The 25830-nt window shown below is 55.7% G+C and carries 23 protein-coding genes and 1 tRNA gene; 7 read left to right on the top strand and 17 right to left on the bottom strand.

Annotated elements, in window-relative coordinates; translation table 11 throughout:
• Positions 1 to 30: 30 nt before the first annotated feature.
• The 3 genes from bcsA to bcsR are packed head-to-tail and all read right to left on the bottom strand — an operon-like array spanning position 31 to position 3563.
• Complete coding sequence (gene bcsA / locus E5C26_RS00730) at positions 31 to 2634, bottom strand: UDP-forming cellulose synthase catalytic subunit (protein ID WP_135314749.1); 2604 nt, start codon at positions 2632 to 2634, stop codon at positions 31 to 33.
• Positions 2631 to 3368 (bottom strand): cellulose biosynthesis protein BcsQ, encoded by a 738-nt coding sequence (bcsQ, locus tag E5C26_RS00725; protein ID WP_135314649.1) that lies wholly within the window; start codon positions 3366 to 3368, stop codon positions 2631 to 2633. Before bcsQ ends, bcsA begins: the two co-directional genes overlap by 4 nt.
• A gap of 3 nt (positions 3369 to 3371) precedes the next feature.
• Positions 3372 to 3563, bottom strand: coding sequence for a cellulose biosynthesis protein BcsR (gene bcsR, locus E5C26_RS00720; RefSeq protein WP_135314648.1), 192 nt, complete (start codon positions 3561 to 3563; stop codon positions 3372 to 3374).
• 199 nt (positions 3564 to 3762) lie between these two features.
• Between bcsR and bcsE the strand changes: the two genes are divergently transcribed.
• Genes bcsE through bcsG form a run of 3 tightly spaced genes read left to right on the top strand, consistent with a single transcriptional unit; the run spans position 3763 to position 7170 of the window.
• A complete protein-coding gene (bcsE, locus tag E5C26_RS00715; protein ID WP_135314647.1) occupies positions 3763 to 5331 on the top strand; it encodes a cellulose biosynthesis protein BcsE in 1569 nt (522 codons plus the stop codon).
• Positions 5318 to 5515 (top strand): cellulose biosynthesis protein BcsF, encoded by a 198-nt coding sequence (bcsF, locus tag E5C26_RS00710; RefSeq protein ID WP_135314646.1) that lies wholly within the window; start codon positions 5318 to 5320, stop codon positions 5513 to 5515. The genes bcsE and bcsF overlap by 14 nt, the downstream gene beginning before the upstream one ends.
• A 2-nt stretch (positions 5516 to 5517) precedes the next feature.
• Positions 5518 to 7170, top strand: a complete 1653-nt coding sequence (bcsG, locus tag E5C26_RS00705; RefSeq protein ID WP_135314645.1) for a cellulose biosynthesis protein BcsG — start codon at positions 5518 to 5520, stop codon at positions 7168 to 7170.
• 281 nt (positions 7171 to 7451) lie between these two features.
• Here the strand turns inward: bcsG and dppF are convergent, their stop codons facing one another.
• The 6 genes from dppF to E5C26_RS00675 form a co-directional block, all read right to left on the bottom strand.
• The gene (gene dppF / locus E5C26_RS00700; RefSeq protein ID WP_135314644.1) at positions 7452 to 8441 is read right to left on the bottom strand and encodes a dipeptide ABC transporter ATP-binding subunit DppF; all 990 of its coding nucleotides are present in this window, start codon (positions 8439 to 8441) and stop codon (positions 7452 to 7454) included.
• Positions 8438 to 9418 (bottom strand): dipeptide ABC transporter ATP-binding protein, encoded by a 981-nt coding sequence (gene dppD / locus E5C26_RS00695; RefSeq protein WP_037422859.1) that lies wholly within the window; start codon positions 9416 to 9418, stop codon positions 8438 to 8440. Before dppD ends, dppF begins: the two co-directional genes overlap by 4 nt.
• A gap of 14 nt (positions 9419 to 9432) precedes the next feature.
• The gene (gene dppC / locus E5C26_RS00690; protein ID WP_037422861.1) at positions 9433 to 10335 is read right to left on the bottom strand and encodes a dipeptide ABC transporter permease DppC; all 903 of its coding nucleotides are present in this window, start codon (positions 10333 to 10335) and stop codon (positions 9433 to 9435) included.
• 11 nt (positions 10336 to 10346) lie between these two features.
• Positions 10347 to 11366 carry a dipeptide ABC transporter permease DppB gene (dppB, locus tag E5C26_RS00685; RefSeq protein ID WP_135314643.1) on the bottom strand — a complete coding sequence of 340 codons (1020 nt, stop codon included), beginning with the start codon at positions 11364 to 11366 and terminating at the stop codon, positions 10347 to 10349.
• A 142-nt stretch (positions 11367 to 11508) separates the two neighbouring features.
• Entirely contained in the window at positions 11509 to 13116 is a 1608-nt protein-coding gene (gene dppA, locus E5C26_RS00680; RefSeq protein WP_135314642.1) for a dipeptide ABC transporter periplasmic-binding protein DppA, read from the bottom strand.
• 602 nt (positions 13117 to 13718) lie between these two features.
• On the bottom strand, positions 13719 to 15410 hold the full coding sequence (locus E5C26_RS00675) for a glycosyl hydrolase family 18 protein (protein ID WP_135314641.1): 1692 nt from the start codon (positions 15408 to 15410) through the stop codon (positions 13719 to 13721).
• A gap of 380 nt (positions 15411 to 15790) precedes the next feature.
• Between E5C26_RS00675 and E5C26_RS00670 the strand changes: the two genes are divergently transcribed.
• Complete coding sequence (locus E5C26_RS00670) at positions 15791 to 16081, top strand: toxin-antitoxin system TumE family protein (protein ID WP_135314640.1); 291 nt, start codon at positions 15791 to 15793, stop codon at positions 16079 to 16081.
• Positions 16078 to 16425 (top strand): HVO_A0114 family putative DNA-binding protein, encoded by a 348-nt coding sequence (locus E5C26_RS00665; RefSeq protein WP_135314639.1) that lies wholly within the window; start codon positions 16078 to 16080, stop codon positions 16423 to 16425. Before E5C26_RS00670 ends, E5C26_RS00665 begins: the two co-directional genes overlap by 4 nt.
• Positions 16426 to 16473: 48 nt before the next feature.
• Here E5C26_RS00665 and E5C26_RS00660 read toward each other — a convergent pair.
• The 7 genes from E5C26_RS00660 to E5C26_RS00630 all read right to left on the bottom strand — a co-directional run bounded on the left by E5C26_RS00660 (position 16474) and on the right by E5C26_RS00630 (position 23314).
• Positions 16474 to 16550 (bottom strand) — tRNA-Pro (locus E5C26_RS00660).
• Positions 16551 to 16670: 120 nt separating this feature from the next.
• On the bottom strand, positions 16671 to 18002 hold the full coding sequence (locus E5C26_RS00655; RefSeq protein ID WP_012004606.1) for an MFS transporter: 1332 nt from the start codon (positions 18000 to 18002) through the stop codon (positions 16671 to 16673).
• A 94-nt stretch (positions 18003 to 18096) separates the two neighbouring features.
• Positions 18097 to 19638 (bottom strand): signal transduction histidine-protein kinase/phosphatase UhpB, encoded by a 1542-nt coding sequence (gene uhpB, locus E5C26_RS00650; RefSeq protein WP_135314748.1) that lies wholly within the window; start codon positions 19636 to 19638, stop codon positions 18097 to 18099.
• The gene (gene uhpA / locus E5C26_RS00645; protein WP_017891232.1) at positions 19638 to 20228 is read right to left on the bottom strand and encodes a transcriptional regulator UhpA; all 591 of its coding nucleotides are present in this window, start codon (positions 20226 to 20228) and stop codon (positions 19638 to 19640) included. Before uhpA ends, uhpB begins: the two co-directional genes overlap by 1 nt.
• A gap of 120 nt (positions 20229 to 20348) precedes the next feature.
• Positions 20349 to 22043, bottom strand: a complete 1695-nt coding sequence (gene eptB / locus E5C26_RS00640) for a kdo(2)-lipid A phosphoethanolamine 7''-transferase (RefSeq protein WP_135314638.1) — start codon at positions 22041 to 22043, stop codon at positions 20349 to 20351.
• Between the two features lie 225 nt (positions 22044 to 22268).
• Complete coding sequence (locus E5C26_RS00635; protein WP_004934114.1) at positions 22269 to 22694, bottom strand: organic hydroperoxide resistance protein; 426 nt, start codon at positions 22692 to 22694, stop codon at positions 22269 to 22271.
• Between the two features lie 155 nt (positions 22695 to 22849).
• Complete coding sequence (locus E5C26_RS00630) at positions 22850 to 23314, bottom strand: MarR family winged helix-turn-helix transcriptional regulator (RefSeq protein WP_135314637.1); 465 nt, start codon at positions 23312 to 23314, stop codon at positions 22850 to 22852.
• Between the two features lie 111 nt (positions 23315 to 23425).
• Here E5C26_RS00630 and E5C26_RS00625 point away from each other — a divergent pair, with 111 nt between their 5' ends.
• Positions 23426 to 24025 carry an HD domain-containing protein gene (locus E5C26_RS00625; protein ID WP_135314636.1) on the top strand — a complete coding sequence of 200 codons (600 nt, stop codon included), beginning with the start codon at positions 23426 to 23428 and terminating at the stop codon, positions 24023 to 24025.
• A 12-nt stretch (positions 24026 to 24037) separates the two neighbouring features.
• Here E5C26_RS00625 and E5C26_RS00620 read toward each other — a convergent pair whose 3' ends face one another.
• The gene (locus tag E5C26_RS00620; RefSeq protein WP_135314635.1) at positions 24038 to 24796 is read right to left on the bottom strand and encodes an SDR family NAD(P)-dependent oxidoreductase; all 759 of its coding nucleotides are present in this window, start codon (positions 24794 to 24796) and stop codon (positions 24038 to 24040) included.
• A gap of 114 nt (positions 24797 to 24910) precedes the next feature.
• Here E5C26_RS00620 and E5C26_RS00615 point away from each other — a divergent pair, with 114 nt between their 5' ends.
• Positions 24911 to 25774, top strand: a complete 864-nt coding sequence (locus tag E5C26_RS00615) for a LysR family transcriptional regulator (protein ID WP_135314634.1) — start codon at positions 24911 to 24913, stop codon at positions 25772 to 25774.
• The last annotated feature ends 56 nt before the right edge of the window (positions 25775 to 25830 follow it).

Here is a 25830-nt window from a genome sequence, read left to right as displayed (position 1 = left end):
GGGGGCCAGGCGAGTAAGCGGGCGGTTTGCCTATACCACTGTCTCTTTTTGGCTGAAGGCCGGAGCCCTGCCGACACCGTGCGGGATAAATGACACCATCCATGCAATCAGCGTCGTGGTTCCAACCAGCAAGCGGCGCACCAACGGCGGTGCGTAATCCGCCATACGTATATAACCCCGGAAGCCCAGCGCCAGAACGTCGCGCAGGCTTTCGATCGGTTTATCTTCAGGGAAGCCGTCCTGCCACAGCGCCCAGGTATCGGCGCGGGCAAAGGTACACTGAATAAAATCAATATGTTCACGGGTGCTAAGGCCAACCAAACGGATGCCCACTTTGCTGCCGAAGGCGCGCGTCACCACACAGGGGAAACTGTATTCCTGCTGACCGCGCTTGAGCAGCAGCGACACCTTGTCACCGTCTTTCAAGGCGTCCGTCACACGCATTTCAATCCCCACCCCGCCGTCGGAATAATCACGCAGCGTGCAGGGGAACAGATGGCCGTCGGCGCGAGCAATGGCCGCCGGCATGGCAATCTCCACCCGGTGTGCCTGGCGGACTTGTTTGGCTTCGACCGCCACCGCCACCGCACCACCGAGGATAGTCATGTTGTACAACACCCACACCAGGCTGATGATCACCGTCATCACTTCATCCGCCGGACCGTAGCCCAAGCGCCAGACGCCGAACACCAACCCGGCCAGGTTCAATATCACCAGGAACATATAGGGCCGGGTAATCACCCAGTCGACATGCTCCTCTTCCACCAGCCCGCCTTTGGCGGTCACGTTGAATTTGCCCTTGTGCGGATTAAACAGCGCCACCGTGGTTGGCCGGGCGATGTACCAGGCCAGCACCGTCTCGTAGATCTCACTCCAGAAAGAGTGGCGATATTTACCCTGAATGCGCGAGTTGGTCAGGCTGGCGTGGATCATATGCGGCAACACGTACAGCGCGATCGCCAGCGCCGGAGCAAAGATGATATAGGCGTGCAGCAGCAGGAAGGCCAAAGGCGCGGTGAGGAAGATCAACCGCGGAATACCGGACAGGAAGTGCAGCATGGCGTTGGCGTAACACAACCGCTGCGCCAATTTCAGCCCCTTGCCAAACAACGGGTTATCCAACCGGAAAATCTGCACCATGCCCCGCGCCCAGCGAATACGCTGGCCAATGTGCGCCGACAGGCTTTCGGTCGCCAGCCCCGCTGCCTGCGGGATACGGATATACGCCGAGGTATGCCCGCGACGATGCAAACGTAGCGAGGTGTGGGCATCTTCGGTGACGGTTTCCACCGCAATCCCCCCGATTTCATCCAGCGCACTACGGCGCAAAATAGCGCAGGAGCCGCAGAAAAAGGTCGCGTCCCACATATCGTTGCCATCCTGCACCAGACCATAGAACAGCGTGCCTTCGTTCGGCGTCTGACGAAAACGCCCGAGGTTGCGTTCAAACGGATCCGGTGAGAAGAAGTGATGCGGAGTTTGCAGCATCGCCAGCTTTTTGTCTTTGAAGAACCAACCCATGGTCAATTGCAGGAAAGAGCGCGTCGGCACGTGGTCGCAGTCGAAAATCGCCACAAACTCACCGGTCGCCTGCTTCAACGCGTTATTGATGTTACCGGCCTTGGCGTGCTCATGGGTTGGCCGGGCAATATATTTCACCCCCACCTCTTCGGCAAAGGCCTTGAACTCAGGCCGGTTGCCGTCGTCGAGAATATAAATGGTGACCTTCTCTTTCGGCCAGTCGATACCCAACGCGGCATAGATAGTGGGCTTCACGACCCCCAAGTCCTCATTGTAGGTCGGGACCAGCAGATCGATGGTCGGCCAGGTCGTGCTGTCGGCGGGCATCGGTACCGGCTGGCGGTTAAGCGGCCAGACGGTCTGGAAATAACCCAGCACCAACACCACCCAGGCATAGGTTTCCGCCACTAATAACAACAGGCCGCAGGTCAGGCTGAGCGGATCGTCCCAGTTCAACGTCGCGGTGTAGCGCCACCACAGGTAGCGGCAGGACACCGTCAGCGACAGCACGATCAACATCAGCGCCGGCAGACGCCCCGGCACCCGGCGCACCACCATGGCGATGCCCCACAGCAACAGCACAAACACGAACTGCGCAGGCAGGTCGAACGGCTGTGAAATACACAAGATAGCCAGGATCGCCGCCAACACGCCGACAATAATAAACAGCACGCGGCGCATCCGCCGGCTCATTCCGCTCAGTTGCTTCACCGAGCGCTGCTCCAGCCCGGCGCTTTCCAACCGTTGAGGGAGGGTTTTCAGCCAATTGGAATACCGTAATTGCAGGCGCTGCCAACCGGCGAAACGCGGATAGTCCACTGGGGCGCGATCGGTGCGAAACACCAGCAGCCACACTCCCTGCACCAGATAACGCAACACATCCGCCGGCCGTGGGCGGCTAAACGAAATATGCGGGAACCAATAGGCGCGGGAAGCCCGCAAGCGTTGCCAGCCCGGCGATTCAAAACGCAGAAAAAACCAGCCGAGAGCCACCAACAGTGTGGTGAAAAAGGCGGTAAATGCCGATGAGCCATGGCGACGGTAGGCACGATAACGCGCCTGCACTGCCTGTTGAACAGGCGGCACCAGCAGCAGGCTCATTACCCGGCTCATGGCGTCGTATCCTTCAGATTGATCAGACACCAGTTAGCCAGCGTCAACACTTCGTCGGCGGCCAGACTTTCCGGTCGGTACTCGCCCAACGGCTGCTTTACCGCCAGCGCCTCGGCCATGGCCTCATCGCGGTGGATAACCACCGGCAACAACCCGCCCAGCGTTTGTAACCACAGCTGATGCAAGTCTTGCTGGAGCTGGCTGGCAGCGAAATAGTGGTTAATCAGGAAACGGCAACCGTCCGGCAGAGCCTGTTGATGTAAGCGTACCTGGCAGTTAGCGTCCGGAGCTATCAACATAAAGATACTGTCCGCCAGCGGCAGCGCCTGCGCGGCCAACACCTGATCATCCGCCGGTAAATCCAGCAAAATCCAGTTGTACTGCGCACTGGCACTTAGCTGCGCCAGATTGTCCTGCCAGCGGGTGGGGTGTTGCCGGCAGTATTGTTGTAAATTTAACCGTTCCAGCGCAGTGAGTCGACCAAAGGGCAGAAAGTCGATATTTTCGCAGTAGTGCATCGCACCCTGTTGCCAATCGCCACCATCCTGTTCCGCTCTGGCCCAGCCGCGAGCCAACTCAAACGGCGTATTAAAATGCAGGCGCAACAGGTTATCCGGCGCAAAATCAATCGCCAGCACCGACTCGCCCAGTTGCTGCAATGCCCATGCTAGCGCCGCGGTAACCGACGTTGCGCCCATCCCGCCTCGCAAACCCTGCAGCGCAATCACTGGCATAAACTAGTGACTCCCTGCGGTCTGCACAAATTCGGCCAGCAGCGGCCAGCGCGTCATCATCTGCGTTAAACGCTCCTGACGCGAAATATCGATATAACTTAATTTTGGCAATGAGAAAGCGTGGCTGAGGGCCAGCAGATCATCCTGTGTTTCTGGCGGTACCACTGCATGAAAGCGCGTTGATGGATTATTCATTCTGCCGCCTTTAAAAAATAGGCTAATGTTAATTAACTATAGCAACGTAATATGAAGACATGGCCAATAAGATGATTCCTAACAGATATTATTACACAGATTGTTAGATTTGTTATTATTGATCCCAATGATACTATGACTGAATAGCAACGCTCAGTTGGCCGCGACGACACTTTCAACGAAAGTAGAAACATATCCTATGACGCAATCTTTCTCATTAGGTATTCGGCAGATTTGGGAAGAACTTTCTGCAATGCAGGCTCCGGGCCTGTATTGGGTAAATATCGACCGTCAAACCGATGCTAACTTGCTCTGCCAACAAACCCTGGCCGCCCAGGCTGCAACCAGCCAGGTGGCATTGATTTGCAGTGGGGATAAACCTGACCGACTGTTGGCCGAGCTGGCCTCACCCGCCCTGAAAAAAATTCCGCTGTACCAGTTGCCTGAAAAAAAATCCGCGCTAATGCATTTCAGCGATGACCTGATGCGCGCACTAAAACCGCAAAACCGCTTATTAATCCTGATGGCCCATGCCAGCCTGTGGCAAACCTTCACCAGCGAAGAGTTGCGCAGATGGGCGCGCGCCACCGCCATCTGGCTACGCCAACAAGGCTGCACACTGTTGATCCTCAGTCACGGCAGCGGCGTCAACAAGCTCAAGGGGCAGCTCAGCGGCCAACACCGGATCCTTAACGGCCTGTCCAGCCTGCAGTGGCAGCAGGACAATGCCCAATATCTGGTTAACTGGTGGAGTACCGAAAACGGCATCAATGCCAACCAACTGCTGACGCTGTATACCGGTGAACACGGCTGGCAAGGCGATGATGACAACAATAAACCCTCGCCGACCTCCATTCGCAGCGATGAGGGGCGCTATCTGGCCCAACAAAGCATTCTGGAAGGCGCACCACCGCTGTCGGCCAACTGGCAACTGCTGGAAAGCAATACGCTACTGGCGCAGCAAGGCATGCTGACACTCTCGGCGACGTTGATCTTTGCGCTGTACCAAAGCGACGAAATCGATGCGCTGGCACACCAAATTCACAGCCTGCGCCGCCAACGCGGCAACGGGTTGAAAATTGCCGTCCGCGAGATGAGCGCCAGCCTGCGCTACAGTGATGAACGCCTGCTGCTGGCCTGCGGTGCCAATCTGATTGTGCCGCACGTCGCCCCGTTGTCGCGCTTTCTGACCATGCTGGAAGGCATCCAGGGGCAACGCTTTTCTCGCCATGTTCCGGCAGACATCGATGCTCTGCTGGCCGGCCTGCGCCCCTTGCAGCTGAAAGGTTACCTGCGGCCGGATGACTTTAGCCAGGCGGTAAACTCATTGATGGCCAACACGCTGCTGCCGGAAGACGGCAAAGGCGTGATGGTCGCCCTGCGCCCGGCCCCTGGGCTGCGTGCCGAGCAGGCGATGACCCTGTGTTTCTTACGCCGCTTCGGCGACGTGATGACCGTGGTGCAAGGCCGGCTGGTGCTGTTCCTTTCCACCTGCCGAATTAACGATTTGGATACCGCCCTGAAATTTATCTTCCGCCTGCCGGTGGACGAAGCCTTCAGTAACCGGGTGGTGTGGTACCAGGACGTGGATATTATTTCAGAAATCAAACGGCTGGCGCACAGCGCCAATATACCGTTGGCGGCGACAACCGCACCGGTCACGCCGCGCCAGACCGCCGCCGTAGCGGACAGCCAAGAGGAACGCCGTCAGCCGGTGGCCTTCACGCTGGCGACGGGCCCACAGGAGAAAAATCATGTTGAATCTTAACGATATTGTGCAATTGATTATCCTGTGCGCGATTGTTTTCATTCCACTGGGTTATGCCTTTCATCGGCGTTTCCCACACTGGCGTCAATACTGGCAAAACCTGTTGTTATCACCGCGCTATTTAAAATCCGCCGGGTTATGGGTGCGCGAAGGTTCTTCATCTCAGATTAAGCGTAAAAAATAGCCATGAAGCCAACAAATAACCCGCAATCCGATAACTCTCTGTGGCGCTACTGGCGTGGGCTGGGTGGCTGGAACTACTACTTCCTGGCCAAATTTGCCCTGCTGTGGTTCGGTTATCTGAACTTCCACGCCCTGCCCAATCTGGTGTTCATGGCGTTCCTGCTAATGCCGATACCGGCGCTACGCGTGCACCGCTGGCGCCATTACCTGGCGATCCCGATAGGTATCGGCCTGTTCTATCACGACACCTGGCTGCCCGGCATCAACAGCATCATGAGCCAAGGCTCGCAATTGACCGGCTTCAGTCCCCAATATCTGCTGGAGCTGACCAACCGCTTTATCAACTGGCAGATGGTCGGCGCCGCCTTTGTGATGCTGATTGCCTATCTGTTTTTGGCCCAGTGGGTGCGAGTCACGGTATTCACCGTCGCCGCCCTGGTGTGGTTGAACCTGATCAATATTGCCGGGCCGGCAGTGTCATTGTTGCCTGCCAGCACCACCGCCTCCACCAGCACCACACCGGCCGCGACAACCCCGGCGGCGGGCGGTGGTGGCGCCCCAGCGGACAGCGCGCCACCCACCAGCGCCAACCTGACGGCTTACCTGAACCAGTTCTACGATAAGGAAAAAGCCCGCGCCACCGCCTTCCCGGCCAGCCTGCCGGCCGATGCCCAACCGTTTAACCTGCTGGTGATCAATATCTGTTCGCTGGCCTGGGCCGACATGGAAGCGGTGAAACTGGACAACCATCCGCTGTGGTCGAAGATGGACATTATGTTCGACAACTTCAACTCGGCGACCGCCTACAGCGGCCCGGCGGCCATCCGTCTGCTGCGCGCCAGCTGCGGCCAGCCTTCGCACCACGACCTGTATCAACCGGTGAACCAACAATGCTATCTGTTTGATAATCTGGCCAAGCTGGGCTTTAAAGAACAGTTGATGCTCGATCACTCCGGCGTGTTCGGCAACTTCCTCAAAGAGCTGCGCGAACAGGGCGATATGCAAGCACCACTGATGTCTCAGGCGGGTATCGGCAACGAACTGGCGTCGTTTGACGGCGAACCGATATACAACGATCTGGAGCTGCTGACTCGTTGGCTGGATCAACAGCAAAAGGCCGGCGATACCCGCAGTGCCACCTTCTTTAACATCATTCCGTTGCATGACGGCAACCGCTTCGTCGGTTCGAACAAGAGTGCGGACTATCAGCCACGGGCGCAAAAACTGTTCGACCAGCTCAATACCTTCCTTGATCAACTGGAGAAGTCCGGGCGCAAGGTGATGGTAGTGGTTGTGCCGGAGCACGGCGCAGCACTGGTGGGAGATAAAATGCAGATGTCCGGCCTGCGTGATATCCCCAGCCCGAACATTACCCATACACCGGTGGGCATCAAGCTGATTGGCATGAAAGCGCCACATCAGGGCAGTCCGCTACAGATTAAGACCCCCAGCAGCTACCTGGCGCTTTCCGAACTGGTTTCACGCCTGGTCGACGGCAAGGCGTTCACCGCACCGAGTGTAGACTGGCAGGCGCTGACACAGAACCTGCCGCAGACGGCGGTTATTTCAGAGAATGACAACGCCATCGTGATGCAATACCAGGGTAAACCCTATATTCGATTGAACGGCGGTGATTGGGTGCCTTACCCTCAGTAAATACAGCTGAGAATCTTCACTTTAATATCAGGCACGCCTTCGGGCGTGCTTTTCACATCCGGAATTAGCAGGCAGGCTAAAACTAATAAATCACCGCATTATTACCCTGCGAAGATTCTTAATATGAATATTTTTATGTCAGGATTTCGTTAAGAGAAATAAGCGAAATTAATACGAATTAATTATTCGCTCAATAAACTAATTAGCCGGCCAGTGGGTTTAATCAAAAAAAATGCCGACAACAATGCCGGCATTTAAATTAATTGTTATTGATAACAAAGTTATGTCGCAGGATTTTCATCCTGATCGACCGCAAAACAGGCCACCATCTGTTCGCCATATTGTTTTAACTGCGGCTGCAGTTGGGTACATGGCCCAAACGCACGACGACAGCGGGCATTGAATGCACAACCCGGCGGCGGATTCATTGGGCTGGGTAGCTCACCGGTCAGCTTGATGCGTTCACGACGCATATCCGGATTCAGACGTGGCGTCGCAGACAGCAGTGCCTGAGTGTACGGATGGCGCGGGTTGTTGAAAATGGCGTCTTTACTGCCCTTCTCCACGCAACGGCCGAGGTACATCACCATCACTTCGTCGGCAATATGCTCCACCACCGACAAATCGTGCGAGATGAACACATAGGACAGCCCCAAATCCTGCTGCAGATCCATCATCAGATTCAGTACCTGCGCCCGCACCGAGACATCCAGGGCGGAGACCGGTTCATCGGCAATCACTACATCCGGGTTAAGCATCAACCCACGAGCAATAGCAATACGCTGGCGTTGCCCACCGGAAAACATGTGCGGGTAGCGATCGTAGTGCTCGGTTTTCAGGCCGACCTTGGCCATCATCTCCAGCGCTTTCTCGCGACGTTGCGCGCTGTTTAGCCCGGTATTGATCTGCAGCGGCTCCTCGAGGATCTGCCCGACCTTTTTACGCGGGTTGAGCGATCCATAAGGATTCTGGAACACAATCTGGATCTTCTGGCGTCGCAGCTTCTCGGCGGTGACGTCCGGCTTCAGCAGATCCTGTCCCTGGTAGTACAGCTCACCGCCGGTCGGCACTTCAATCATCGTCAACAAACGGCCCAGCGTTGACTTGCCACAGCCGGACTCGCCCACCACCGCCAGCGTTTTGCCACGCTCCAGGGTGAAAGAGACGCCGTCCAGGGCTTTAACCAGCCGTTCCGGGGCAAAGATGCCCTTCTTGACCGGGTAGTGTTTCTTCAGGTCAATCGCCTGCAACAAGGGTTGGTTCTGGCTCATACGGTCGGCCTCCCCGCATCATCCAGCGGTGTGTGACATTTAACCTGACGGCCGGGAATGGTGCGTAATTCCGGCTCTTCAACGCGGCAGCGCTCATTGGCGTACGGGCAACGCGGGTTGAGCAAACAACCGCTTGGGCGGTCATATTTGCCCGGTACCACGCCCGGCAGCGAAGCCAGGCGCGCCTTGTCGGCCGCGAACTCCGGCAGCGCACGCAGCAGCGCCTGAGTATAAGGGTGACGCGGTGCGCGGAAGATTTCCGATGCTTTACCGGATTCCACCACCTGGCCGGCATACATCACGATGATGTGATGCGCCGCCTCGGACACCAGCGCCAGATCGTGGGTAATCAACAGCAGCGCCATGTTTTCCCGCTGCTGTAATTCCAGCAGCAGCTCGATAATTTGCGCCTGAATGGTCACGTCGAGTGCGGTGGTCGGTTCATCGGCAATCAGCAGCTTTGGCCGACAGGCAATCGCCATGGCGATCATCACGCGCTGGCTCATACCACCGGAAAGCTGGTGCGGATACACGTCCAACCGCGAAGCCGGATCGGGAATGCCCACCTGCGTCAGCAGATCGATAGCCCGCTGACGACGGGTGCGACGGTTACCGCCCTGATGCACCTTCAGCGCTTCCATAATCTGGAAACCGACGGTATAGCACGGGTTCAGGCTGGTCATCGGATCCTGGAAGATCATCGCCACTTCCGAGCCCACCAGTTGGCGGCGCTCTTTTTCGGAAATTTTGCGCAGATCCTGGCCGTTAAACTCCAGCTTTTCGGCCATCACCTTCCCGGGAAAATCGATCAGACCCATAATCGCCAGCGAGCTGACGGATTTACCGGAGCCGGATTCACCGACGATCCCCACCACCTGGCCCTGCTCCACGCTGTAACTGATACGGTCTACCGCGCGGAAAGGGGTGCCTTCGTCACCGAAGTGCACCGAAAGCTTGTCTACATTTAATAACGCCATCTCTCTCGTCCTCTTTACTGCTTGAGTTTGGGGTCGAGAGCATCACGCAAGCCGTCCCCCATCAGGTTAAATGCCAGCACCGTCAGCAGGATCGCCACGCCGGGGAAGGTCACCACCCACCAGGCGCTTTGTGCGAACTGCAACACGTCGGAGAGCATGGTGCCCCACTCCGGCGTAGGCGGCTGTGCACCCATACCCAGGAAGCCGAGAGCGGCCATATCCAGGATAGCGTTCGAGAAACCAAGAGAAGCCTGAACGATCAGCGGTGCCAGGCAGTTTGGCAGGATATTGATAAACATTTGGCGCATCGCACCGGCCCCCGCCACGCGTGAAGCGGTGACGTAGTCGCGGTTCACTTCCACCAATACCGCAGCACGGGTCAGACGCACATAGTGCGGCAAGGCGACGAAGGTTAGCGCCAGGGAAGCATTGACGATCGACGGACCGAAAATCGCCACCAATACCAGCGCCAGCAACAGGCTCGGCAGGGCCAGCATGATGTCGACGATGCGCATAATGATGGCATCCACCACGCCGCCAAAGTAACCGGCCAGCAGGCCCAGCACCACGCCCATGATCAGCGACAGCACCACCACCAGACAACCCACCAACAGTGACAAGCGGGCGCCGTACATCAGACGCGACAGCACATCGCGGCCAACGTCATCGGTCCCCAGCAGATATTGCCAACTGCCGCCTTCTTGCCAGACCGGCGGCTTGAGCAGCGCGTCGCGGAACTGATCCGCCGGTGCATGCGGTGCCAGCACCCCGGCACCGATGGCAATCACAAACATCAGAACGATATACACCAGGCCGACAACGGCCCCTTTATTGCGCTTGAAATAGTGCCAGAACTCCTGGAACGGGCTCATTGGCTTCGGCGCACCTTTAACTACAGACTCAGTGATTTGAGACATCAGAGCGCCCCTTATTTCTTGTGGCGAATACGCGGGTTGACCACGCCGTAGAGCACGTCTACCAGCAGGTTAACCAGAATAATCATACAGGCGACCAGCAACACGCCGCCCTGAACAACCGGATAGTCGCGACGTTGCAAGGCGTCCATCAGCCAACGTCCCAGGCCCGGCCAGGAGAAGATGGTTTCGGTCAGGATCGCACCGGCCAGCATGGTGCCGACCTGCAGACCGATCACCGTCACGACCGGCAACAAGGCGTTACGCAGCGCATGCACCACAATCACCCGCATACGGCTCACGCCCTTGGCGCGCGCGGTACGGATGTAATCTTCGCCCAGCACTTCCAGCATCGAGGAGCGCGTCATACGCACTATCACCGCTAACGGAATGGTCCCCAACACGATGGCCGGCAGGATCATATGCATTACGGCGTCAACGAAATCGCCCGGTTCGCCCCAGATCAGGGTGTCGATCAGCATAAAGCCGGTCAGCGGCAAGCTATCGTCCAGGAACACCGTATCGCTGACCCTGCCCGAGACCGGCGTCAGATTGAGCTGCACCGAGACCAGCATGATCAGCATCATGCCCCACCAGAAAATCGGCATCGAATAGCCGGTCAGTGAGATGCCCACCGCGGTATGGTCGAATATTGAGCCTCGCCTGACCGCCGCCAGCACCCCAACCGGAATGCCCACCAGCACGGCGAAAATCATCGCGCAGACGCCCAACTCCAGGGTGGCCTTGAAGCGCGGCACAAACTCTTCCCAAACGGAGATGCGGCTTTTAAGGGAGGTACCCAGATCGCCATGCAACACGTTGGATACGTAGGTGAAATATTGTTGATAGAGCGGTTTATCCAGCCCCATTTCCGCCATCAGGTGTGCATGGCGTTCTGCGGAGATCCCGCGTTCCCCGGCCATGATGGTCACCGGGTCGCCGGGGATCATATGGACGAATGCAAAAGTCAGCAAAGTAATGCCGATAAACGTTGGGATAACTAACCCCAAACGTCGGAGTATGAACTGCAACATATCCCGAACTCTCTGTATCAATGCCCGGCAGCTCATCGTCCGCCAGGCTTATTAAAGCTCACACACTTCTGGTGTTTCTCTGCCTACGGGCAACCACGCCCCTCCCTTAAAGAGAGGAGCGTGGTATTAACCGGTAGTGGAATTAATCCAGAGAGACATTCTCAAAGTGATGCTTACCAAGCGGATCCACGACGTAGCCCTTCACTTCCTTACGCACTGGCTCGTAAACGGTAGAGTGGGCAACAATCAGTGCCGGAGCCTGATCGTGCATCACTACCTGAGCCTGTTTGTACAGTTCTATGCGTTTGTCGTGGTTCGATTCGGCGCGCGCCGGTTGAATGAGATCTTCAAACGGCTTGTAGCACCAGCGAGAGTAGTTGGAACCGTCTTTGGCCGCGGCGCAGCTAAACAGCGTGGCGAAGAAGTTATCCGGATCCCCATTGTCGCCGGTCCAGCCCATCATCACCGTCTGATGTTCGCCCGCTTTGGCGCGCTTGAGGTATTCGCCCCACTCATAGGTTACGATTTTGGCTTTCACGCCGATTTTCGCCCAGTCAGACTGGATCATTTCCGCCATGCGGCGCGCGTTCGGGTTGTACGGACGCTGTACCGGCATTGCCCACAGGTCGATGGAGAAACCGTCTGCCATGCCCGCTTCTTTCAGCAGTTCTTTAGCCTTGACCGGATCGTAAGCGTAGTCTTTCACCGCGTCGTTATAGCCCCACATGGTTGGTGGGATCAGGTTCTTGGCCGCCTGGCCTGCCCCCTGGTACACCGCGTCGATGATCGCCTGCTTGTTGACCGCCATGGTCAACGCCTGACGCACCTTCAGGTTATCCAGCGGTTTTTTCTCAACGTTGAATGACAGGTAACCGACGTTCAGCCCCGGTTGTTCCATCAGATTGATGGTTTTGTCCTGCTTCATGCGCGCGATATCAGCCGGGTTCGGGTACGGCATTACCTGGCATTCGTTTTTCTGCAGTTTGGCGTAACGCACTGAAGCGTCAGGCGTGATGGAGAACACTAAACGGTCGATCTTCGGCTTGGTGCCCCAGAAACCGTCAAATGCCTTGTAGAGAATTTTGGAGTCTTTCTGGTATTGCAGCAGTTGGAACGGGCCGGTACCGATTGGGTTCAGGTCAATTTTCTCCGGGGTGCCGGCTTTCAGCATCACGTCAGCGTATTCGGCAGACATGATAGAAGCGAAGTCCATGCCCAGGTCAGCCACAAATGGCGCCTCAGGACGGGTCAGCACAAAGCGTACGGTGTAGTCGTCCACTTTCTCGATTTTGGCAATCAGCTTCGGCATGTCCATGCCTTCAAAGTACTCATAGCTGCCGCCGGAGACTTTGTGATAGGCATTTTTCGCATCCAGCTGGCGTTCGAAGGAGAACACCACGTCGTCGGCGTTGAAATCACGGGTCGGTTTGAAGTCTTTGCTGCTCTGCCACTTCACGCCTTTACGCAGGTGGAAGGTGTAGGTTTTGCCGTCTTCGCTGACATCCCATTTTTCAGCCAGGCCTGGCTGCAGCTCGGTGGTGCCGATTTTGAATTCGACCAGACGGTTATAAATAGGCACCGAGCTGGCGTCATAGGTGGTGCCCGAGGTGAACAGCTGCGGGTTGAACCCTTCCGGGGAACCTTCAGAACAGTAAACCAGAGTCTTGGCTTGCACGCTGGCCGCAACGGTCAACGCAATCAGCCCAATACCGAATTTCAGAATCCCTGTTTTTCCCAAGGAACTTGTCATCGCTAGTGCTCCATTATGTGATGTGATGTGTGTATTACCGCCAGAGCCTGTATTTTTTATTGCGCGGCCTGTGCAGTCATGCCCGTAGGCTGGAAGGGATAATTGCGCGAGAGAGCCGGGTGAACGTATCCCGGTGGGGGCGTCTGAGCGCGTGAAATTCACTCAAACAACTCTCGCTCTTACCCCTGAGGCTACCAAATTGCCAACTGTTTGGGGTGTCGTCAATATAACCAGTGGGGATTTACACAGACTGTGAGAAACAGCAAACAAACATAAAAAAAACCTTTTTTTAACAGTGGCAGCATGAAAACTTATGCTATACGGTCATTTTTAGCTCAATAGGCTGCATTGCAGAAAGTAGCTGGTATTTAACTCCGAGAAAAAACTAAAAAAGTTTGTTGCTGAATGATGAATATCTGAACGGTTATTTTTGTGATCGGCGTAAAAGACAGGATGAAATGCTGCCTTCTTACCCGAAAGGGTGAGGTGTCGGTGCCGTTTTTTAACCCTGCGACGTCACAATCTATTCGCCGTAAAAAAACTTTCGTCTGCCAAAAAGCCGGGGGCAAAAGGATATCCCCCGGCAACGTGCTACAACCGATTTATTGCGTGCCGGCGCTGTTGCCCAGGCTGCTGTTCATATTGTTCAGAATATCGCCGTTATCGGCGTCGATTTCCCAGGAGAACAAGCCACCCAACTGCTTATCCAGCACATACTTGCCCTTCGCCTGCACCGAACGCGCATCGTCGAAGGTGATCAGATCACCGGTCGAAGGTTTGAACACGTAAGGGGCTTCAGCGGTGGCGTCGTAGCTGTACTGCCATTCACCGCTCATAAACTCATTGGCGATTTGGCGGTAATCCACGATGCCATTTTCCCAGGTGCCTTTCACCGGGCCGGTCGCGGTGCCGGTAAACGGAATGTTGTTCTGGTAGCCGTTCACCCCGGTCCAGCCGCGGCCGTACATGGCAGTACCCACCACGATTTTGCCCGGCTTCACGCCCTGCGTCAGCAGCGCATTGACGCCATTCACCGTGGTATAGGCCGTATCCGGTTTCCAGGACGGTGCTTTCAGTGCGGTCTGGTGGCCCAGATTTTTCAAATCGAATGCGCCATAGAAGTCGTAGCTCATCAGGAAGATGTGATCCATCGAGTTCTGCGCGGTGTTGTAGTCCACCTTGTCGATTTTATCTTTGCCGGCGCTGATCGCGGAGGTCAGTTCATACTTGCGACCGGTTTCCGCGGAAAGCTGATCGAGCATGGCACGTAGCTCTTTCATCAATTGCACATAGGTTGCCCCGTCCTGCGCGCTGCCCAGTTTCGGGTTAGCGCCCTGTCCGCCCGGGAATTCCCAGTCGATATCCACGCCGTCAAAGAACTTCCAGGTTTGCAGGAACTCTTTCACCGAGCCGACGAAACGATCACGCTTGGCCTTGTCACCCATAAAGAAGAACGGGTCAGACAAGGTCCAGCCGCCAATCGAAGGCAGGATTTTCAGGTCTGGACGCGCCTGCTTCAGCGCCATCAACTGGCCGAAGTTGCCTTTGTAGGGGTCGTCCCAGGCGGTAACGCCTTTTTGCCCTTTCTGTAATGCGGCAAACGGATCGTGGATCGACACCTTGAAGTCTTCACGACCCTGGCAAGAGCGTTGCAGCGCCTGGAAACTGCCTTCGATCTCTTTCAGGCTGTCGTTGATGCCGTCACCGCCGCAGATCGGAATAAAGCCGTACAGCAGATGCGTCAGGTTTTGTGCCGGCAGTTTATCGACGGTGAAATTACGGCCGTAGACGCCCCATTCCACAAAATAAGAACCGACCACTTTGCCGGAATCTTGTTTATAAGGTTTATTCTTTTCCAGCAGCGGCTCTTTTAAGGGGGCCAAATGACTGCCATCGGTATCTGCCACGACAATTTCGGTGGCATCGCTGGCGGTACAGCCGTCGGCATTACATAACGCCACCTGCATTTGATAACGGCCGCCTTTATTAACTTTAAAGTTTGCCGTGCCGGAAGCACCGGTTGAGGCACCGCTCCAGACCTCCTTGCCATTTAATAATACTTTTGCCGTGGTACCGGTATCGCCATTCCATAAATTCCATGAAACAGAAACGTCGGCGGCATTTTTTACCTTCACCAGGTTATTATAAGCCGTCGCCGCTTGATCGACTTCGACGATAGCGAACTTGGTATTGCCCCAGGCCAGCGTAGGCTTGCCCGGTGCGGCGGCCTGCGCCGCAGAGCACAGCGTGCTGCCGATCAGCAACGCCAACAACGGTTTATTAAATTTGCGCATAACTGATTCCTTTATTCCGAGAGGATAAACATAAAATATTTAATGACGGCGCCGATTGCAGGAGGAAAATAACTCCGCAATAATCCAGGCCAGTTAAAATGAAAAATAAGCATTAATCTTTCCCACGTAACGGAAATCTATCATTCCCATTCCGCGTATTCAGACTATAGATAAAATAATCATTAAAACAATAGCGCTATCAACCGGGTTTTATTTGGCAATAATGAATTAATTTAATAATGAATAACCGCCACCAATGGGAATAAGGAGAGTGAATTAAATACTGGCAAAGGATAAATATTTGTCATGGCACAAGATGTTGTCTTCATTGACAACACTCTTAATGTGCTGTTATTTTAAACAACATGAAGGAGACGGAAGTGCCTTCTCAACTGATCTATCAGGACAAAATCCAACTGACAAACACTGAATTTATGCAAATGGTTATTTGGCATGTCGAGCCCCCTGTTAACGGCAGCACTCATAACTACAAGTACAGGTTTGCCTACGTCAAAGCGGGCATTTGCCGTTTACGTTATGACAATGAAGCCGGTAAAGGCGACCACAAACATGTGGGTGACAAGCAGCAGCCGATTGTGTTTACCCACCTGACAGCATTGCAACACAGCTTCTTCAATGAAGTCGCACGACTAAGAGGGGAAAGAGAATGAACAGAGTCACCATCCGCGTTGCTTCTCTTGAGGAAATACAAGGCAATCTGGAGAAAGCCCTGCAGGGCAACAAGCAGCAACAAGGAAGCTACATCACATTTTTAGACTGGGAGAGCCTGTGGAAAACCCTGTCGCCTAAAAAAATGCAAATTCTTCATACCATGACCGGCAGTGGCGAACTTTCAATCCGGGAAGTCGCACGTCGCGTTAAACGGGATGTGAAAGCGGTGCATACCGATCTACAGGCTCTGCTAGGCTGTGGCCTTGTTGATAAAAGCGAACGAGGCATCATTTTCCCCTATGACGAGATCCATTTTGACTTCGTCGTCGGCAAGGCCGCCTGAATGACAGACGAAAAAAAACCTGCTTTAAAAAGCAGGTTTTCTTGAATGTGGTCGGCGAGAGAGGATTCGAACCTCCGACCCACTGGTCCCAAACCAGTTGCGCTACCAAGCTGCGCTACTCGCCGATGCGGGCCGCATCTTACTGCTGACGATATTACGCGTCAATCACTTTATCGTCCCGGCCAATCAAGTGGTGATAAAAACGGCATAACGCGCACTACAGCAGTCTGCAGCGCGCTTTTTCATCATGCCTTCGCCGTTTTCAGCGCCGGTGATTGAGCGCGCAAGAACGGCAGCAGGAACAGCGCGGACAAGCAAGCGGCGATCGAGATCACCACGAAGAAACCGTTCCAGTGCCAAATTTCCATGATGCGCGCAATCGGGTAGCCGGACAGCGCCGCCCCCAGATAAGCAAACAGGCCGACAAAGCCGGTTGCCGCCCCGGCAGCATCCTTGTGTGAACATTCTGCCGCCGCCATGCCGATCAGCATCTGTGGGCCAAAGATGAAGAAGCCGATAGCAAAGAAGCAGGCCGCCTGCAGCAGGAAAGTGACACCCGGCATGATCCACAGCGCCGCAACCGACAGGAAGATGCCGATGGCGAAGATCAGATTCATTGGCCCACGGTTACCGCGGAACAGCTTGTCAGAGCCCCAACCGGCCACCAGCGAACCAATAAAGCCACCCACTTCGAACAGCGAGATCGCCGAGTTGGCGGTCATCAGTGAATAGCCTTTTTCCTGGGTCAGGTACAGGTTGCCCCAGTCATTGATGGCCGTACGCACGATGTACACCAGCACGTAGGAGACCGCCAGCAGCCAGATGTACTTGTTGGTCAACACATAGCGCTTGATGATTTCGCGGTTGGTCAGCCCCTGGCCTTCCGATTCCTGCACCAGTTCCATGGCGTCGTTACGCCATTTCCCCACGCTAGGCAGGCCCATGGTGGACGGTTTGTCACGCAGGCGCCAACACATCAACAGACCCAACACCACGCCGATAATGCCCGGAATAATCATGCCGTAGCGCCAGCTGAAGTGCAGCGAGATAAAGCCAACCAGCAGCGGGATTAGTGCACCGCCAAAGTTATGCGAGGTATTCCAGATCGCCCACCAACTGCCGCGCTCGGAACGCGAGTACCAACTGGTGAGGATTTTTGAACATGGCGGCCAGCCCCAGCCCTGGAAGAAGGCGTTGAGGATCCACAGTGTCCCCAGCATCAGCAGTGAAGAACTGAGGCCGAAGAAGATATTGAGTATGCCGGTCATAATCAGGCCCAACCCCATAAAATAGCGCGGGTTGGAACGATCGCTGATCATGCCTGAGATAAATTTCGAGCAGCCGTAAGTGATGTAGAACAGCGTACCGAGAATGCCGACGTCAGACATTGTCAGGCCAAGATCGCTCAGCATCGCCGGCATAATGAAGTTGAAGCTTTTGCGCGTGAAGTAAAACGCGGCATAGCCGATGTACATCGTCCACATCAGCTGGATGCGCCAGTATTTATAGCTGGCATCGATCTGTTTTTGATCGGTAACCGGCGGCACATCATCGCGGCTTTTAAGGAAAGACCACATGTGAAACCTCAGAGAATATGAAAAGTGCCGCTATCATGCTGCGCGCGCGCGAAAATGACTTACGCCGGATTCCCGACGCGGCTAGGAGTATTTCCTAGTTTGGCCCTTCCGCCGGTGAAACTGTGGGTAAGATCACATTCAAACAGGTGCCCTTCTCCGACGTCAGTCGCAGGCGGCCGCCCAGTGCACTGATGCGCTCCTGCATGCCGCGCAGGCCATAGCCCGGCTCATGACTGGCCAAATCGATACCCACGCCGTTATCGCGAATGGTCAGCAACACCTGCGGCAACTGTCCTTTGCGCTGACGAAGACGCGCATCCAGCTCAATCCGGCTGGCGGCGGCGTGACGACAAACATTGGTCACCCCTTCCTGACACACCCGATACAGGGTGATTTTCAACGTCTCATCCAGCAGTTCATCCGGCACCTGCCACTGCATCACGCTCACCAGCGACGGATCCTGCGGCAATGATTCACGCAGCATCGCCGCCACCGCCGCCGACAGCGGCAGGTTATTAAGCGCGGCCGGCCACAGCTGGGTCAGCACATCATGCACGCCGTCATACACCCGCAATGCCAGCGTATCTATCGCTTCGGCGCAGCCCATCACCTGCGGCTGTGGCGCCAACCGTTTGATAATACTGGCCTGGGTGCGGATCACGGTGATGGTTTGACCAACCTCGTCGTGCAACTCCCGCGCTACCTCGCGCCGGGTCTGTTCTTCTGCCGTGACCAGAGCGCGCGCCAGTTGGCGGTTTTCTGTCAGCCGCAGTCGCAGTTGCTGGTTCAGCTCGCGCTGGCGTTGAATACCCGCACCGAGCAGCAAACCGGTCAGGCTCTGGGCCAGCAGCGACAGCAGCAAATCACGGTGCGATTCAGGTTGTGGCGGCTCGTTGGCTACCAGTACTACACCATTAAGCAGGGTGGCCAACAGCGCGCCCTGCCAGCCATAGCGATAAGACATAAAGACAATCGGAATGGCCAGGCAAAAGGGGGCAAAACGGCGCAGCTCGGCGGCATTGACCTGCTGTTGCAGCCAGATGCTGAGCGCAAACAGCAGTAAATAGCTGGCCAAGTGGCGCAACCGTAGCGTCACCGGCTTATGGATCAGGCCCGGTTCGAGCGGTACCCAGATCTGCCGCGCCAGGTAGTGCCACAGCAGCAGACAGGTCGGGGCAATAGTGAATCCGCCCGCCAGTCCCAGCAACAGGGCTCTGGCACCCTCACCGTTCGCTAGCTGCCACACCAACGCCTGTAACAACGCAGCCACCGCCACCACCGCGCCCTGCATCAATGGCCATTGCCATTCGCTGTCATTTTCCTGATGCCGCAGCAGCCAGGGGGAAGCCACCAGGCTGAGCAACACCGTCAGCACCAGTACCACCACCGAAGCCCAGAGTGCCGGCCCGTAACCGAACTGATCGGCCAGCACCCCCATCAGCAACAGATCGGCCAGCAGAATGCCCGGCCAAAAGCGATAAGGGCTTTGCAGCAGAATGCCCATACGCAGGCCAAACGGGAACAGTAACAGCGCCTGCCACGGCGGGTCGATCAGCGCAGTGCCAATGCCCCACAGGCAAAACGCACTGGTGGCATAGATAAAGAACAACGCCAGTTGGGTGATCAGGCGTTGCATCACAGGTTCAGCATCCGCTTCGCCAGTTCGACATTGTTATTGATACCCAGCTTGGCGAACAGGTTGGCGCGATGCACATGTACCGTTTTGGGTGACAGGCCCAGCGCAGCAGCAATCTCCCGCACCTCCTGCCCTTGCGCCAGTAGCAGTGCGATTTCACGTTCACGACGGGTCAGTGGGTCCACCTTCACCCGCGCCAGTTGCTGGGCGATTTCAGGCATCAGGTACACGCCACCGCTGGCGACGGTGCGCACCGCGGTGATTAAATCTTCCGGCTTGCAGCGTTTGGACAAGAACCCGCAGGCACCGCGCTCCAGCGCCAGCTCCACCAGCGCCGGGTTGTCATGCATTGACAGCATCACCACCCGAATACCCGAGGGAATATCCGCCAGCAGATCCAGTCCGCTGCCGTCCGGCATCGAAATGTCACAAATGCAGATTTCCGCTTCCAGACCGGGCAGGCCGGCGCGTGCCTGAGCCGCACTGCTGAACTCGCCGACCACCTGAATATCCGGCTCCAGCGACAGCAGTTGCACAAAGCCCGATCGCACAATGTCATGATCGTCAATAAACGCCACGCGCAAGGTCATGGAAATCTCCGGTCCGAGGGGGAAAGTGCGTAAGTATACCGCAAGCCTGGGCTGGATTAGTTGATGAAGGGAAGGTATTAACGGATTTTACCGGGCGCAATGCGCCCGGTATGGGAGAGGTTACAGCTGAGTCGGAGCCGCTTTTTCCTGCGGAATATTGCACCAGTTGTTTTTTGCCACGATGCCGCCATTCGGCGAGGTATAACCCAGGCAGCCGAGAATGGTATCGAACAGCTCGACATGGCGATGGGTCTTGCCAACCCGCTGCTGCGCCTGCAATTGCTCAAACGCACTGCGATGCTGTGAGTCTTCCAGGAACTTGTCGGACGCCCAGACCATCATTGGCACGCGAAACTGCTCCACCGGGGCCATTTCACGCGGCGTGCCATGCAGGTGTGAATTCTCGCCTATCGACTCGCCGTGATCGGAAGAATAGAACACAATCGCTTTCTTCTCGCGCACCTGGTCAATCACATTGGCGATAAAGCTGTCGGTATACAGCACCGAGTTATCGAAAGCGTTAATCAACTGATCCTTGGAACAAAAATCGTCAACGCCGATACACTCCGGCTGATAGCGTGCGTAGCTGCGCGGATAACGCTGGGAATAGAGATAATGCGAGCCTTTGGTGTGCAGAATGACCAGGTGCTTGCCCTTGGGATAACGGGCCAGCGACTCTTTCATTTCATCCACCAGCAGCATGTCGTCGACCGATTTGCCATCGTTACGCTTCTCGGAGGCAATCATCTCGCGGAAAGAATAGTTGTTCACTTCGGTGTTGTTATAGAACCAAACCTCACTCTGCATGGCGAACAGCTCGGAGGTGAAGCCCAACTCTTTCATTACCGCGAACACATTTTGCTCTTTCAGCGTCCGTTGCGGGTTATCTGCCGTGCCGCCTTCTCGCACAAACATGCAGCGCAGTGACAGTTTGGTGGCGGTATCACAGGATGTGCCGCGGAACGCCACCAGATTTTTCTCTTTGGACAATCGCGGCGTGGTGTCACGGTCGTAACCGAGAATGCCCATGTGATCCCAACGCGTGGTTTCACCAATGATAAACACCACATAGGTATCATCAATATCGGCCGGTGCCACATAGGTAAAGTTCTTGGCCGGGTCGAATAAATTGGCCTGATCCTGGCTTTCGTCGTAACGGGTATAGGCAAACAGCCCCAGCGCCGACAGCCAGTTGGACGGCAAATAGGAATGCGCCACTACGCCGCCGTAGCTTGGCAAGTCCACATTGGTGATTTTTTCCTGTTCGCTTTGCTCGTTATCCAGCATACGCAGTGGCACCCAGACCAGCGCGACCACCGCCACCAGCACCACCAGCGGTTTGATCCGGTGTCCTGGCGTTTTCAGCTGTTCGATCAGGGTGTAACGCAGGCTGTTTTTCCAGATGCACAGCAGTGGCAAGGCACTGAGCACCACCATCCACAGCACGAAGTGCATGCCGACCACTTCTTTCGACAGATCGACATCGGTGGTCATCACCGAAACCACGATACCGTAGCCGATCACCACGTTGAAAAACGTCATGTAATAGCTGGCAGCCACGGAAATCAGCACCAAGAGTGAGGCAATGACGCGGTAGAACAGCCGGCCGCCGAGCGAAACCAGCCGCATAATAAAGAAGGTGAACAGAACGATAGCGATAACCTCGGTTACCGCAGAAATAACCTTAATCCCCTGAATGCCGTGCGAAAACGAATCAAAGCGACGATAGAAAACGGAAAGGTTCAAAAAGATGCCGATATAGATCGCTAACAATAACGATAAATTCTGCTGTGATAGCGATTTAACTTTGTTCATGTAACGCGGTGGCTCCGGGGGCTTTAACAGTTCTGAAGTCAGTCAGACATTCGATGCGGCCGCAGGTTCAGCCGATCGGCAATAAGCGCTATTTTGGGGGTAAGAATCAAGAGAATTCTCAAAAAATGAACACTTTTGCCATTTTTTGTGAAAAAGATCCGGTTGGCGCGAAATGATAAATGGAGGGATAAACCCTCCATTATTTCCGTGGCATTGGCAAAAATCTTATTTAACGTTAAGGGTTACATCAATATTGCCGCGGGTGGCGTTGGAATAAGGACAGACCACGTGGGCTTTTTTCACCAGATCTTCCGCCACACTGCGCTCGATGCCCGGCAGAGAGATATCCAACTGCACCTCGATACCGAAACCATTAGGGATTTCCCCAATACCGACGGTGCCGTCAATTTTGGCTTCGGCCGGGATCTTCACTTTTTCTTTCGCCGCGACAAACTTCAGTGCGCCGAGGAAGCAGGCCGAATAACCGGCGGCAAACAGCTGTTCCGGGTTGGTGACTTCACCGCCCGCGCCGCCCATTTCTTTCGGTACGCCCAGTTTGACATCCAACACGCCGTCAGATGAGGTCGCACGGCCATCGCGGCCACCGGTTGCGGTGGCATGAGCACGGTACACAACTTTTTCAATCGACATACATCATTCCTTCTTTCTGGTTGGAGACATCACGGCGATTCCACTGGCGGAACGCCGTCATTGGTGTATCTTTCACGATTAAATCGTACACTATATATTTGATGCTTACTTACAGTTTAGTTCACCCATGCCGATCCTGCGTCCGGCATGGGGAGTCAAAGTTGGTTGATCAGCTTGCCGCGCAACTTTTCCAACTGCTGTTTGATATTGACGATTTCGTCGAGACTGCAATCGGTAGCGCACATTACCGCTTCCGGTACCGACTGCGCTTTCTCGCGCAGCGCACGACCGGCGTCGGTTAATGCAATAATCACCTGCCGTTCATCGACGGTGGCACGGTAACGCACTAATAGCCCGGCCGTCTCCAGCCGTTTCAGCAACGGTGTCAGGGTAGCGGAGTCGAGAAATAGCCGTTCGCCAATGTCCGTGACCCTGATTTCGTCCCGCTCCCACAGCACCAGCATCACCAGATATTGCGGATAGGTGAGATCAAGCTGGCTCAGCAGTTTACGGTACACCTTGTTCAGCGCCAGGTTGGCGGAGTACAGGGCAAAGCAAAGTTGCTGGTCGAGCAACAGCAAGTTTTTCGCTGTCGGTTGTTCGGTGTTTTCGATTTTCATGTTCTGAATATAGATAGTACACGATGTAATCGCAAACTATTTTTTAGCCGATATGCTACCTTGTTAAAAGCAGGGGATGCCACAGCGAGGTGCTGTGTGGAGGGAAAGGACATGACAGACACTCTGACAGAACGTGCGCGCCGTTACGCCACCAAGGCGCATGCGGCCATCGATCAGCGTCGCAAATATACTAATGACGCTTATATTGTTCATCCGCAGGCGGTAATGGAAATCGTCAGCAGCGTGCCACACAGCGAAGAAATGCTGGCCGCCGCCTGGCTACACGATACGGTAGAAGATACGCCTACGACCCTGAGTGATATCGAAAGCCACTTTGGCCCGCAGGTCGCCAGCCTGGTGGCGATGCTGACCAACGTCAGCGGCAGCGGGGACGGCAACCGCTTCGAGCGTAAAAACCGCGATCGCCGCCACAGCGCCAGCGCTTCACCGCAGGCCAAAACCATCAAGCTGGCGGACCTGATCGACAACACCCGTTCGCTACTGGACTATGACAGCCATTTCGCCCAAACCTACCTGATCGAAAAACAGCGGCTGCTGGAAGTGTTGACCGAAGGTGACCCTACCCTATGGCAGCAGGCGCATCATATTGTCGAAAAGGGGCTGGAAAGGCTGCAATTGCCACCGCATAACGTCCCGGCAAGCTGGTTTGAACATGCCCGCCAGCGCTACCGGGAAAGCGATGCGGCATAGCCGACAACGACTTCAGTGCGCAAAATAATGCATGCCGCCGTCTACCGGGATCACCGCTCCGGTGATATAGCGCGCTAGTGGGGAACAAAGAAATGCGGCCAGATAGGCCATATCCTCCGGCTCACCAAAGTAGCCTATCGGGATATTCTGTTTGATAAACGCCTGGCGCGCGGCCTCGGTCGGGTGCAGTTTTTCACGCACCTGTTCGCTATTAATCCGCCCAGGCTGCAGTGTATTGACGGTAATCCCTTGCGCCGCCACTTCGCCTGCCAGCCCCTTGGCCCACAGATGCAATGCCCCTTTGGCGGCGGTAGCCGCATTCAGACTACGCGGCTCCATCGAGCCGCTGATGTTGATCACGCGTCCCCAGCCCTGAGCCTGCATGCGGGGCAGCAACGCATGGGTTATCCGGCGCGCCGGTGTAAAGTTCAGGGCAAACGCCTCTTCCCAACCGGCATCGCCTTCGCTCAGTGACGTCGGGCGGGCACCTCCGACCGCATTAATCACAATATCAATGGTCCCGAAACGCTGCATCACCTGCGACATCATGCCCTCGAGCGCTTGCACATTGGTGATATCCGCCGCGATCACACAGGGCCGAATGCCACCGGCTTGTTCAACTTCGTCCGCCAGAGCCTGCAAACGATCTGCCCGGCGGGCTGTCGCCACCACAATGACCCCCTGCGCCGCCAAGACCCGCACCATACCCGCACCTATCCCTTCGCTGGCGCCGGTCACCAGCGCGATACGCCCCTGCAGATACAAATTCATAAGATATCCTAATTGAATAATTCAACCTGGTGACAAAGATAACGCCATTGAATCACGTCACGGTCTGTGTGAATATTCCGTAAACTCGCGGAAATACTGTGCAGGAATTCACTGATGTTCGATTGGCAGGATTTAAAACACTTCGTGGTGCTGGCACGCACCGGTTCATTGTCGGCAGCGGCACGGGAGCTGGGCTGCGATCACGCCACGGTAGGTCGACGGGTGGCGGCACTGGAGAAGGCACTCGGCGTGCCGCTGATCCTTCGTCTGCCGCGCAGCACGCCGCTGACGCAGGACGGGAAAGTGATTGCCGGCCTGGCGACCGACATCGAAAACCAAAGCCACGCCATTGTCCGCCATGCGCGCAGCATTGGTGAAACACCGCAAACCCAGGTGCGTATCAGCGCCCCGCCGTCGATTGCCGCGCGGGTTATTGCCCCGCAGATTGCGCAATTTCACCAGACTTTTCCGCATATTACGCTGATACTCTCCGGCGAATCGGCGATCGCCGAACTCGATCGCGGTGACGCCGAAGTGGCGGTGCGCATGGTGCGGCCACAACAACCGGACCTGCTGGTACAGCGCATCGGCATGATGCGCTATGCGCTGTATGCCACGCCACAGCACGCTGCCCTGCCCGAGGCGGCACGGGCCTTTATCGCCTACGACCATCACTACCAAAACCAACCGCATCAACAGTGGCTGCAACAGCTGTTGCAGGGCCGCCCGGTGGTGTTTCAGGCCAGCGACCTGTTCTCACTGCAAGAAGCCGCACGATCGGGGCTTGGTGCGGTAGTATTACCGACGTTTGTTGCCGATGGCGACCCAGATATGGTTACACTGCCCACGTCAATCGCAGCACCGACCCGTGAGCTGTGGCTGGTCACTTACCCGGATCTGGCTCGCTCGACGGCCGTGCGCGCGGTAATGAATTTTCTGACAGAAATCATCGGAGAAAAATGCCCACTGGCAGGCTAAAACATAAGGCATGCTAATTTGATACTGGACAAATCTGACGCGGCGGATTATTACTG

Origin of the sequence: Serratia proteamaculans (assembly GCF_004684015.1) — a bacterium.
Taxonomy (GTDB): Bacteria; Pseudomonadota; Gammaproteobacteria; order Enterobacterales; family Enterobacteriaceae; genus Serratia; species Serratia proteamaculans_F.
The sequence above is the reverse complement of the archived record's forward strand: the minus strand, read 5'-3'. Positions and strand labels throughout refer to the sequence as shown.

What these genes read in the sequence shown, in the direction of transcription:
- uhpA (WP_017891232.1), bottom strand. Translation starts at nt 20,228, where the DNA reads ATGACCTTGCGCGTGGCGTTTATTGACGATCATGACATTGTGCGATCG.
- dppF (WP_135314644.1), bottom strand. Translation starts at nt 8,441, where the DNA reads ATGAGCCAGAACCAACCCTTGTTGCAGGCGATTGACCTGAAGAAACAC.
- E5C26_RS00635 (WP_004934114.1), bottom strand. Translation starts at nt 22,694, where the DNA reads ATGTCGATTGAAAAAGTTGTGTACCGTGCTCATGCCACCGCAACCGGT.
- bcsQ (WP_135314649.1), bottom strand. Translation starts at nt 3,368, where the DNA reads ATGCCAGTGATTGCGCTGCAGGGTTTGCGAGGCGGGATGGGCGCAACG.
- E5C26_RS00675 (WP_135314641.1), bottom strand. Translation starts at nt 15,410, where the DNA reads ATGCGCAAATTTAATAAACCGTTGTTGGCGTTGCTGATCGGCAGCACG.
- E5C26_RS00665 (WP_135314639.1), top strand. Translation starts at nt 16,078, where the DNA reads ATGAACAGAGTCACCATCCGCGTTGCTTCTCTTGAGGAAATACAAGGC.
- dppC (WP_037422861.1), bottom strand. Translation starts at nt 10,335, where the DNA reads ATGTCTCAAATCACTGAGTCTGTAGTTAAAGGTGCGCCGAAGCCAATG.
- E5C26_RS00620 (WP_135314635.1), bottom strand. Translation starts at nt 24,796, where the DNA reads ATGAATTTGTATCTGCAGGGGCGTATCGCGCTGGTGACCGGCGCCAGC.
- eptB (WP_135314638.1), bottom strand. Translation starts at nt 22,043, where the DNA reads ATGAACAAAGTTAAATCGCTATCACAGCAGAATTTATCGTTATTGTTA.
- dppD (WP_037422859.1), bottom strand. Translation starts at nt 9,418, where the DNA reads ATGGCGTTATTAAATGTAGACAAGCTTTCGGTGCACTTCGGTGACGAA.
- bcsA (WP_135314749.1), bottom strand. Translation starts at nt 2,634, where the DNA reads ATGAGCCGGGTAATGAGCCTGCTGCTGGTGCCGCCTGTTCAACAGGCA.
- dppA (WP_135314642.1), bottom strand. Translation starts at nt 13,116, where the DNA reads ATGACAAGTTCCTTGGGAAAAACAGGGATTCTGAAATTCGGTATTGGG.
- E5C26_RS00655 (WP_012004606.1), bottom strand. Translation starts at nt 18,002, where the DNA reads ATGTGGTCTTTCCTTAAAAGCCGCGATGATGTGCCGCCGGTTACCGAT.
- uhpB (WP_135314748.1), bottom strand. Translation starts at nt 19,638, where the DNA reads ATGCAACGCCTGATCACCCAACTGGCGTTGTTCTTTATCTATGCCACC.
- bcsG (WP_135314645.1), top strand. Translation starts at nt 5,518, where the DNA reads ATGAAGCCAACAAATAACCCGCAATCCGATAACTCTCTGTGGCGCTAC.
- bcsF (WP_135314646.1), top strand. Translation starts at nt 5,318, where the DNA reads ATGTTGAATCTTAACGATATTGTGCAATTGATTATCCTGTGCGCGATT.
- E5C26_RS00615 (WP_135314634.1), top strand. Translation starts at nt 24,911, where the DNA reads ATGTTCGATTGGCAGGATTTAAAACACTTCGTGGTGCTGGCACGCACC.
- dppB (WP_135314643.1), bottom strand. Translation starts at nt 11,366, where the DNA reads ATGTTGCAGTTCATACTCCGACGTTTGGGGTTAGTTATCCCAACGTTT.
- E5C26_RS00625 (WP_135314636.1), top strand. Translation starts at nt 23,426, where the DNA reads ATGACAGACACTCTGACAGAACGTGCGCGCCGTTACGCCACCAAGGCG.
- E5C26_RS00630 (WP_135314637.1), bottom strand. Translation starts at nt 23,314, where the DNA reads ATGAAAATCGAAAACACCGAACAACCGACAGCGAAAAACTTGCTGTTG.
- bcsE (WP_135314647.1), top strand. Translation starts at nt 3,763, where the DNA reads ATGACGCAATCTTTCTCATTAGGTATTCGGCAGATTTGGGAAGAACTT.
- bcsR (WP_135314648.1), bottom strand. Translation starts at nt 3,563, where the DNA reads ATGAATAATCCATCAACGCGCTTTCATGCAGTGGTACCGCCAGAAACA.